Source organism: Moraxella lacunata (assembly GCF_002027545.1).
Classification (GTDB): domain Bacteria; phylum Pseudomonadota; class Gammaproteobacteria; order Pseudomonadales; family Moraxellaceae; genus Moraxella; species Moraxella lacunata.
The window spans coordinates 1-1,187 of sequence record NZ_MXAN01000093.1; the positions used below are offsets into that span (position 1 = coordinate 1).

General features: G+C 41.4%; 1 protein-coding gene. It reads right to left on the reverse strand.

The features are described 5' to 3' along the window. Positions 1–32: 32 nt before the first annotated feature. Positions 33–1,016 carry an IS110 family transposase gene (locus tag B5J94_RS11895; RefSeq protein ID WP_062501710.1) on the reverse strand — a complete coding sequence of 328 codons (984 nt, stop codon included), beginning with the start codon at positions 1,014–1,016 and terminating at the stop codon, positions 33–35. Positions 1,017–1,187: the final 171 nt, after the last annotated feature.

The following is a 1,187-nucleotide window of genomic DNA, read 5'->3' on the forward strand; positions in this document are numbered from 1 at the left end:
TAGATACCATAAACCACAACCCCCAATCCATCTCAACGATGTAACTCTAATTTAAACGGGGTTTGTGTTTGTAGTACCGCTTGGGCAATACTGACAAGCTTACGCATGAGTGCGGTAATCACAACCTTTTTTGCCTTGCCTTGGCTGTTTAGTCTATCTACAAACAAACGATAAGCACCGTCTTTATAACGACCAAAGGCAAAGTTCATGGCAGGGCAATATAAGGCTTTTCTAATGTCTGCTTGTCCGATTTTAGAAATGCCCATTACTTGATGTAAGCTACTACCCGATGATTTAATCATGGGTGTAAGCCCTGCAAAAGCTGCTGCTGCTTTTGCATTTTTAAAACGACTACCGTCACCTAAGTAGCAGATGAGTTTAACCGCACTGTCAAAGCCAATGGCAGGAATGCTAAGCAGTAATGAGACATTTTGCTTTAAAGTGTCATCACTGGCAACGCACTGACGAATGCTTTGTTGTAAGGCTTTGATTTGCCCTTTGATGAAGTCTATCATCGCTTTGGTATAAGCAATACAATCTTCATCAATGAGCATGCTAAGACGTACCTTTTCTTGAGCAAGCTTGTCCTTTAAATGGTCAAGCTGACGGCTTTTACGAAGCAGTTGTCTTTGGGCAGGTAGCATGGGCTGATAACAGACAAGCTTATGTCCTTTTTCACAAGCATAGTCTGCTAAGAGCTTAGCATCAATCTTATCTGTCTTTGACCGTAGGTTATCGCTTTTGGCAAAGCTGGCACTGCACTTAGGATTGATGATACTGACCATGATGTTTTGTGCCACCAAACAATCCGCCAAAGCTTCATGATAAATGTTGGTGGCTTCCATAACAGCACAAAAGCGACCATCAAAGGCATTAAGCCAACAGATAAACTCATCAAAGCCTTGATGATGATTACAAAACACCTTGTGCTTGTATTTGCCATTGGGCAGTTTAACAGCAACATCAAACTTATGTTTGGCAACATCAATACCAATGTAGTATAATGGATCATCCATATAAACCTCCAACCTTGTGAATACAGGCTACAACAACGTGCCTAAGGGGCGAATTGCAATTCGCCCTTATGATTTTAAAAATTGTAAATTAAAGCTGAGCTGGCGTATTATTTATTTTGAGAATTTACCATGACCAAACCCATTCGCACCCGTATCGCCCCGTCCCCAACT